The sequence below is a fragment of the Trichothermofontia sp. genome, assembly GCF_053493415.1.
The window spans coordinates 1-8,298 of the sequence record NZ_JBRCAD010000097.1 but is presented as its reverse complement, the minus strand read 5'-3'; the positions used below and the strand labels follow the sequence as shown (position 1 = coordinate 8,298).

The window sequence follows — 8,298 nt, the reverse complement described above, 5'->3', positions numbered from 1 at the left end:
GGAGTAGATGGGGCGGTAGGGGCTGGGGGCGAGTTGGCGTGCGAGTCACCCTGATTCATGTTGACTTCCTGGTTGACTTCCTGGACCGGGGGCATCGTGGAACAATGGGGTTCAGCCTCGCTTCCGGTTCAACCTTGTTCTGCGAACGAGAAGTCGAGGGCCTCTCCGTCTCCTAGGTTATCAACCCCACAGTCCTTAAAGGCATGGTTGCAGTGCTGCAAAAAACGTTTAGCGATTTGGGGGTCCCAACCCATGATCCAATCGGCATGGAGGGAGTAGCCGCCTGGGGTTTGTGGGGTGATGGGATAGCTATCCGAGGCCAGCCGCCAACCCTGGGTACCGGCAGGTCCCACATCCCACATGATGTTGAAGGTAATGTTGGGAAGTACAACGGGATGGGAACTGGGGCAACGCCCTTGGTGCCCATAACTAACATGACTTGTATGATCAGGTGATGTCAGATCGCGACCGTTCCAACAGGCCGGGAAGCGGACTTCCAATGCGAGGGTGGAACCGGGGGCACAGTCGGTCGGGATATGGAGTGTGCGGGCGTTGTAGGGGCTGCCACCACAGTTCCAGAAGAAACGATCGCGATCCTGTGGTTGGTCGGGGGTGGCGTTGGCATCTCCGGCCACAATCTGGAGACCCTGGGGCGGTACCACTGAATCTTGGGGATTTTGGACCTGATACCCGGCTTTGTAGTAGATCAAACTCATGGGCCGAGGGTTAACGACGTTGCCCTGGGCATCTAATAGCGCGGGTACCCAATAGGCACTGCAGTTGGCGATCCCACCGGCTGCGGCACTACGGCAGCGGCTGCGGATGTTGTCTTTGGTCGTAAAGGCATCCACACTCGCATTGCCCAAAAATAGGTGTAGGTGTGCTCGTCCGGGTTGGCCCGGGTAAATGATGGGGTCATCGTAGGCGTAATGGGTCCACCGCACACGGGTTCTAAAGGTATCCCTAGAATTATCCTGCCGAGGGGGACCCGCAGGCTTCAAAAGTAAATGGGTAGTGCCTGCAATCCCACGGGGTAAGGTGCTCGCTTCCGGTCCCGCTCCGGCTCCAAGTGTCCCCTGCCCCATGTTGACATGGGTAGATGCACCCTGGCGAGCCAGCACCTGTTTCTGACGCCCGGAGGGGTTGGTGTGGGTGGCAGGTGCATGACTCGCATAGGACAGGTTTTGGGCAGAAGTGCCAACGGTTGCCTGGTCACCGCGACAGGCAGATAAGCAGAGGCCGGTGAGCAGTAGTCCAAGGGAGCGGGATAGCAGCATGGTTAAGGCACTGGAGGTGAACAATCATGACCCAGAGGTGGCGTCGCCTAGGGGAGGAGATAGGATTGGGCGGGCAACTAGCTTGCCTCTATGGTGGCAAATTTTGGCAAGCTGCTCCAGGGGTTACTTAAATTTAAGTTAAGAGGCTGACGACGGTGGTAGGGGTGCCCCCAGGCACGAGGGAGATCTGAACGCTATTAGGGAAGGGGGCGGCGATCTCATAGAGAGCGGCGGCAAAGCCGTAGTTGAGTGCCTGTATTTGCGTGTCCAGGGTAGCCAAGTCCAGCCGGAGTTCAATTTGCTCGTCGCGATCGGGGGCCACGATCGCCAATGTTGCCTTGGGAACTCCATTGATGAGATCAAACTCGAAGCTATTTTCAACGGCATCCCACCCAAAGTAAGGGTCAAGCTTGGTGGCTGGGTCGATTGTGTTAAAGCTATCCCAGGAGGCGTTATTGCCACTGGGGGGTTGTAGAGTCGCGGCGATGGGGCCGTCAATGTTGCCAGCGGCGTTGGTTGATTGGGCACTGACCCGGCCCGTTAGATCCAGGGTTGATCCGGGCACATTGGTTACGTTGAGTAATTTGCCCATCAAGGCACCTGTTACGGCATCAAAGATCAAGGTATTCCCGGCTTCTGGCCCTAAACCGGGTTTGAGATTGACGGGACGATTGTCCTGGATCGCCAGGGTGTCTTCCCCTGGATTGAAGTCGGTGACGATGTCAATGCCGTCAAGGCCACTGATCACGAAGGTGTCGGCCCCGGCCCCACCGGTTAGGGTATCGTTGCCGCGATCTCCGGAGAGGGTGTCGTTGCCATTGCCGCCCATGAGCAGGTCGTTGCCCCGACCGCCAAAAAGTTGATCGTTACCATCGCCGCCCAGGACGGTGTCGTTGTCAAGATCGCCACGCAGGGTATCGTTGCCAGCCCCGCCGACCAGGGAGTCATCGCCTTTGCCGCCGTAGATAAAATCATCCCCCCCGCTGCCGTTGATGGTGTCATTTGCCCGGAAGGCAAAGATTTTTTCCGCATCGTTGGTCCCGGTGAAGGCATCAGGGTCGATCGTGAGTCGGATATCTATCATGAGGTTAGGACTCCTGGTTTGATTGTATGGCTGAAATGTGGAGTTCCGGGGGGGAAGTTATCTATCCAGTGCTTGGGAACAAATCAAGTTTAGGGGGAATCGCTAGGCTAACTGATGTAATAATTGAGACGATCGGCAACCGGATAGGGCTTAAAATCTGGCAAGAAATCCCAATATTTATCCGCGTTATTAAACTTTACTTATCTACTTCAAGTTATTCAGAGATACAGTGATTTTGGCTCTAGTTCCGGATAGAAGCCATCCCCTATAGGGTGAGTCAATTTTTGATCTGAAGGCGGGGGATATTTTCAAAATGCCTGCGATTGTTGGTAACGACGATCGCTCCCTGATTACGACCTATGGTGGCCATCATGGCGTCCAGTTTACCGGTTGGTTTACCCAGTGGCTTGAGTTCGCCCTCAATCAGCCCAAACTCTTTTGCTGCTGGCAGATCAAAGGGAATGATCGGCACCAAGGCTAAGAAGCGTTCTCAATCTTGCTACAAGCGCCGATCGCTCCCCCTCTCCCAGGCTGGCAAATCCGGTCGCTTTGGCCCCAATTCTCTGGGTGCCCTGCGTGCCCCGCAGGTGACCCAATTTGTATATTCCTTGTCTGACAAGCATTCCAAAGCAAGAAAATTTATTTTGGACTAAATTTGGACTAAATTCTTGCTCGGCCTTCTGGGCACGATCGTCGAGGGGGTTTCTAGGGCGGAAAGCCTTGTCATACTAGGACTAGAGTAACGCGATCGGCCTCAGTTTGCCCCCGCTCACGCCCAAATTTAACGCCCGACCCATGTTATGGCCTACCGCTTGGCCAACCCCTAGTCATTCACCAGATATGAAACTACCCGCTTCTTGGAAACTACCCACCAGTATCACAAACCGTTTTGGCTTGAACACCGCCGGTAAACAGCGGGCCATGACGGCTGATGACCACCTGCTACTGGTCCTGCATCGGGTACCCCAACCGCACGATCGCGATCGCCAGCCCGTCTTTTTCTGGCGCAAACCCAACGGTGCTTGGGAACACAGCAGTGGCGGTGTTGGCATTGACACCCTGACCAGACACCTTCAGGAGTACAGCACCGCCGTCGAGAAATTTGAGCAAGACTATGCGAAAGCCACAGACGCCGATGCTTATTTTCGGTTACTGGAGGCGATTTTTCCCCTGCGACTGGCGGCCCAAAACCTCCATGCTACCCTCCAGGCCGCCCGTGAAGCCATCCCCCACGATCGCGATCTCATCAGCCTGCGCGATTGGGCCTACGACATTGAGCGTACCCTCGATCTTATTTATGAGAATGCTAAAAACGCGATGGATTACAATATCGCCAAACGGGCAGAAGAGCAAACAAAAATTGGCATGAAATCCGTCGAAGCTAGTCATCGCCTCAATATTATGGCCGCTATTTTCTATCCCTTAACTGCTATTTCTTGTGTCTTTGGCATGAATTTAGCCAATGGCTTGGAAAGTAGTCATTATTCCCTATTTTGGTTCGTTCTCATTACCACCCTCATCCTTGGCATTTTTGTCCGTCGCTGGGTCACGCGTGGTAAATGGATCTAGGGCACGTCGATACAGAACTTCCCTGCTTGGTGAGGTACAGACAAGGGGCTTAAGCCCCTTGCTGACAAGGCTTGACAGGACTTCATTAGAGCGGGAACGGCTGTAATGAAGTTCAAGAGCGTGCCCAGGTCACATGGAAGATTGCACGCTTCCCGACCCGCCTGACACCTTCAGGCAGTCCCCATGCCGCCCTAACAATCTCAAACACGATCAGCTATCTCAATCTGAGTCTAATTAAAAGTCTTATTATCTCACGATAGAACGATCGCATCCCCCCAACCGGACTAGCGTCGGTTAGCGATCGCCGATGACTGCCGGAAATCCACGTTACCCCGTGCAGTCCGTTTTCAGTGCAGGATTCCGACGCCTCATCCCTAGATGATTTGGAACCTCGTTTCAGATGAGAATTGATGCCTTGGTGTGTTCCTCCTTAACCCTCTCAAGACAACACCACGGGCCTGCGGCATTTCTCTGAAAATTCGTCTCAAACGAGATATATAGTCTTGCAATGAGTCTATATATGCGTATTTCTGTCTCAATTAAGATTTTAATTAAGGCCAATTGAACTTCCTCCGGACCCAGAACGAATGCGACTTGATAGGAAATGGCCCCACTGATCCCGATCGCCTGAAATGCCCTAAAAATTTATCTCATTCAAGAATAAAAGACTCATAATAAGTCTATTTTTAAGACTAAAATGAGTCTTACTAGACCAGCATTAGTCCATTTATGGGTCTAAAACTAAGACTTACAAGTCTTATAAAAGACAAAAAATCTACAGTTAACTTTAAGGATTAAAAAATACCCCATTTTTGCTAAATAGACTGATAACTTTTCTCAGGGAATTTTCTTGAAAGAAAATCAAAATCTTTTGAGAAATAAGCTAATGCGTTCGTGGGAACTTACCAGCCAGAACCTATAAAAATAGATAATCCATCAGATATCTAGTCAAAATGGAATCCTCAAAAAGTTCAAAAATCAAAATGTCGAAAAAATGAGATTCTGCCTGCCTGGAAAGCGAAAAATAACCTTCGTGCCTTTGTGTCTTTGTGGTTTTGCAACAATCCAGGCCCAAGTCGATCGCCAACCCTTCTAAGACAAGCAACGGGTTCCGGTACAGTCCCAGCATCCAGTGATCACACTAAAACGATCGCCCCCTTCAACAAGGTCTTATCAACATGAGAAGATCCTGATCGGTACGCAGCGGGAGACACACACTTGCAGCAACTACTCCGAATCGCCCGGTGGATTGACAACCTGAACGAATGGGTGGGCCGTTGCACTGCCTGGTTAGCACTGGCAATGGTCGCGATCGGGACCTGGAACGTGATTGGTCGCTTCCTCGGACGCGGCCTTGGCCAAAACCTGAGTTCCAACGCCCTCATCGAAGCCCAGTGGTACCTCTTCGATATTCTGTTCCTCCTGGGGGGAGCCTATACCCTCAAGCACAACGAACACGTGCGCGTAGACTTTTTCTATCAGCGCTTTTCCCCCCGTCGCCGGCTTTGGGTAGATTTCCTGGGGACCGTCCTATTTTTACTGCCCTTTTGCAGCATAGTGATCATCTACTCCTGGAATGCCGTTGCCCAGTCCTGGCGCATGGGGGAAATGTCACCCGACCCCGGTGGCCTCCCCCGGTATTTGATCAAAACCATGATTCTGATTGGTTTCGCCTTGCTATTCATTCAGGGCATTGCCGAGGCGATTAAAACCTATGCGGCATTACGGGGTGACCTGCCCTTACCGGAGACAGATGATGTTGAGCTATGACTGGCTAGGCCCATCCATGTTTGGTGTAGCACTCCTGCTGCTAGCAGTAGGCTATCCGGTAGCCTTCACCTTTGGGGGGGTTGCCCTGCTATTCACCCTGATTGGCATCGTGGTGAAGCTCATTGATCCGACCCTATTGTTCAATCCAGCCCTGTGGTCCGCCACACCCGATCGCATTTTTGGCACGATGAACAACTTCACCCTACTAGCGGTGACCTACTTCATCTTCATCGGTTCCATGCTAGAAAAATCTGGCATTGCCGAAGAACTGCTAGAGACGATCGGGATTCTCTTTGGCCGCATTCGCGGAGGATTGGCGATCGCCGTCGTTGCCGTGGGGGCACTGTTGGCCGCAACCACCGGGGTCGTCGCTGCAACCGTCATCGCAATGGGACTCATTTCCCTCCCCACCATGTTGCGCTATGGCTACGATCGCCAACTAGCCACCGGAGTAATTGCAGCCTCCGGCACCCTGGGCCAAATTATTCCCCCTAGCGTGGTTCTGGTCGTGCTGGGAGATCAGCTAGGCGTACCCGTGGGAGCCCTCTTCATCGGGGCACTGCTACCGGGATTGCTACTGGCAGGCAGCTACATCCTCCACATTATTCTGACGGCCTGGTTACGGCCCGACCTGACCCCCGCCCTACCCGCCAGTGTTCGGCAGGTCCCCAACCTTGGCCAGCAGGTTGTACAGGTCATGATCCCGCCCCTGATTTTGATTCTATTGATTTTGGGCAGCATCTTTTTCGGCATCGCCACCCCCACTGAAGCCGGGGCTATTGGCTGCGTAGGCGCGATCGTCCTAGCCGCCTTTAACCAGCGGCTTAGCCTGGAAGCACTCCGCAAGGTTTGCGATGCAACCCTGCGCACAACCAGTATGGTCATGTTGATCCTGATTGGCTCCCAAGCATTTAGCCTCGTCTTTCGGGGGCTAGGCGGCGCACGGGTCGTCCAAAGTTTTTTCAGTAACCTACCCGGCGGCGAATGGGGATTTTTATTCCTAACAATGCTGATCGTTTTTAGTTTAGGCTTTTTTATTGATTTTTTTGAAATTGCCTTTATTGTCGTGCCCCTATGCGCTGAAGTAGCCCGTCCCCTAGGCATTGATTTAGTTTGGTTTGGGGTCCTTTTGGGCGTCAACCTGCAAACCTCCTTTTTAACCCCACCCTTTGGGTTCGCCCTCTTCTACCTACGCAACGTGGCCCCCCCCTCAGTCACTACCCAGGATATCTATCGCGGGGCAATTCCCTTTATCCTAATCCAACTATTGATCTTGGCCTTGTTAATTCGCTTTCCCATATTAGTTAACTGGCTGCCGTCCCTCATGGCCAGTCGGGGGATGGGGTAGAGCAAGATCGCTAAAATAGAGTCAGTCCACCTTTGCGAGAAAGACCAATGACAACCCTAACGACAACGAACGACAAAACCAACTATATCGAAATCATTGAAACGGTTATTGCTAGCCTGGGGGAAGCCGGCAGTGCAATGGTCCTCACCCAGGATACGGGGCACCTGTGGCGGTTTAACTATGGCACCGTTGAGGTATTTGTCCAGCTATCGGGCGACGCGCCGGAGGACATCCTCACGGTTTGGTCATCCGTGCTGAGTTTACCCGCTAAGAATGAAGCCCAATTGATGCAGCACTTGTTAGAGATGAACTGGGCAGAAACCTTTGAGGCCCGGTTTGCCATTTTTAATTATGAAGTGGTGGTGGTTACCAGCCGTAACTTAGAGGATCTCTCGGCAGCAGAAATCTCCCGACTGATCACGATCGTGGCTACGATCGCAGACGAACACGATGAAGCCCTCCAGGCTGAGTTTGGCTAGCTTTTATGCAAGGATTCATTGTTATAGAAATAGAGTTTGAGTGCTGGCAAAATAGGAATAATTTGCGCTAATCCGGCAGTCATACATGGCTGATATATCCTCATCCCTCAACCGGAAACTCGACCGCCTCATCGACCAACACCAATGGACACTGAAAATCCAGACTCACCAATTCTAAAATTTGCTTTTCCACACCCGCTGCCTCTTCCGGATAGGTCGTCAACCTGGGGGAGCATTGCCCCCAGCATCCCATAGACCTTGCCGTCAATCCAGCCGCTCCCGCTCTAATGCAGTACTGTCAAGCCTTGTCAACAAGGGGCTTAAGCCCCTTGTCTGTACCTCATCGGGTATGGAAGTGCTGTAGGGCACTTTGATTAATCTGGGATCGGGGCAGTTCAACTGCCCCAACCAGTGGGATAACGCGTCTCCAAGATCGGCATCTGGTTAACTACCGCGACTCTAAGTATTTTTGCACATTCAAAATACCCCCGATCGTGCCCTGTTGACTGGCGACACTGCCGATTAAGATGGGTAACAGGTAGAGCAAGACGCGAAGGACAGAACTATTACCATGCGTGAGTACGTTGTCCAGCCCGGAGATACCCTGTGGCACGTTGCCAGCAAAACCCTAGGACCGAATGGAGATTGGCGTGTCTTAGCCACCTTAAATCAAATTCCTGATCCCAAGCAGCTACGGGTCGGCCAACGGTTGAAGCTACCGACCCCGATCGTCGCCACCGTCAACGGTCACCCCCCCACCCCAGCCGCAAC

Annotated in this window: 9 protein-coding genes; 6 read left to right on the top strand and 3 right to left on the bottom strand. The window is 52.6% G+C overall.

The window, feature by feature from the left end:
* Positions 1-128: 128 nt before the first annotated feature.
* Both ACWIUF_RS08200 and ACWIUF_RS08195 read right to left on the bottom strand, forming a co-directional pair.
* Complete coding sequence (locus ACWIUF_RS08200; RefSeq protein ID WP_448571802.1) at positions 129-1,277, bottom strand: DUF1996 domain-containing protein; 1,149 nt, start codon at positions 1,275-1,277, stop codon at positions 129-131.
* Positions 1,278-1,410: 133 nt separating this feature from the next.
* On the bottom strand, positions 1,411-2,361 hold the full coding sequence (locus ACWIUF_RS08195; RefSeq protein ID WP_448571801.1) for a calcium-binding protein: 951 nt from the start codon (positions 2,359-2,361) through the stop codon (positions 1,411-1,413).
* A gap of 313 nt (positions 2,362-2,674) precedes the next feature.
* Between ACWIUF_RS08195 and ACWIUF_RS08190 the strand changes: the two genes are divergently transcribed.
* The 5 genes from ACWIUF_RS08190 to ACWIUF_RS08170 all read left to right on the top strand — a co-directional run bounded on the left by ACWIUF_RS08190 (position 2,675) and on the right by ACWIUF_RS08170 (position 7,527).
* The gene (locus ACWIUF_RS08190; RefSeq protein ID WP_448571800.1) at positions 2,675-2,842 is read left to right on the top strand and encodes a hypothetical protein; all 168 of its coding nucleotides are present in this window, start codon (positions 2,675-2,677) and stop codon (positions 2,840-2,842) included.
* A 359-nt stretch (positions 2,843-3,201) separates the two neighbouring features.
* Complete coding sequence (locus ACWIUF_RS08185; protein WP_448571799.1) at positions 3,202-3,930, top strand: CorA family divalent cation transporter; 729 nt, start codon at positions 3,202-3,204, stop codon at positions 3,928-3,930.
* Between the two features lie 1,218 nt (positions 3,931-5,148).
* Positions 5,149-5,700 (top strand): TRAP transporter small permease subunit, encoded by a 552-nt coding sequence (locus tag ACWIUF_RS08180; RefSeq protein ID WP_448571798.1) that lies wholly within the window; start codon positions 5,149-5,151, stop codon positions 5,698-5,700.
* The gene (locus ACWIUF_RS08175) at positions 5,684-7,048 is read left to right on the top strand and encodes a TRAP transporter large permease (protein ID WP_448571797.1); all 1,365 of its coding nucleotides are present in this window, start codon (positions 5,684-5,686) and stop codon (positions 7,046-7,048) included. Before ACWIUF_RS08180 ends, ACWIUF_RS08175 begins: the two co-directional genes overlap by 17 nt.
* Before the next feature lie 47 nt (positions 7,049-7,095).
* Positions 7,096-7,527 (top strand): YbjN domain-containing protein, encoded by a 432-nt coding sequence (locus tag ACWIUF_RS08170; protein ID WP_448571796.1) that lies wholly within the window; start codon positions 7,096-7,098, stop codon positions 7,525-7,527.
* A 100-nt stretch (positions 7,528-7,627) separates the two neighbouring features.
* Here ACWIUF_RS08170 and ACWIUF_RS08165 read toward each other — a convergent pair whose 3' ends face one another.
* Positions 7,628-7,750, bottom strand: coding sequence for a hypothetical protein (locus ACWIUF_RS08165; protein WP_448571795.1), 123 nt, complete (start codon positions 7,748-7,750; stop codon positions 7,628-7,630).
* Positions 7,751-8,098: 348 nt separating this feature from the next.
* Between ACWIUF_RS08165 and ACWIUF_RS08160 the strand changes: the two genes are divergently transcribed.
* Positions 8,099-8,298 (top strand): LysM peptidoglycan-binding domain-containing protein (locus tag ACWIUF_RS08160; RefSeq protein ID WP_448571794.1); only part of this gene is annotated, 200 nt, incomplete at its 3' end.

Bases quoted from the DNA above. Each gene is read 5' to 3' on its own strand.
- ACWIUF_RS08200 (WP_448571802.1), bottom strand. From the start codon at position 1,277: ATGCTGCTATCCCGCTCCCTTGGACTACTGCTCACCGGCCTCTGCTTA.
- ACWIUF_RS08195 (WP_448571801.1), bottom strand. From the start codon at position 2,361: ATGATAGATATCCGACTCACGATCGACCCTGATGCCTTCACCGGGACC.
- ACWIUF_RS08190 (WP_448571800.1), top strand. From the start codon at position 2,675: ATGCCTGCGATTGTTGGTAACGACGATCGCTCCCTGATTACGACCTAT.
- ACWIUF_RS08185 (WP_448571799.1), top strand. From the start codon at position 3,202: ATGAAACTACCCGCTTCTTGGAAACTACCCACCAGTATCACAAACCGT.
- ACWIUF_RS08175 (WP_448571797.1), top strand. From the start codon at position 5,684: ATGATGTTGAGCTATGACTGGCTAGGCCCATCCATGTTTGGTGTAGCA.
- ACWIUF_RS08170 (WP_448571796.1), top strand. From the start codon at position 7,096: ATGACAACCCTAACGACAACGAACGACAAAACCAACTATATCGAAATC.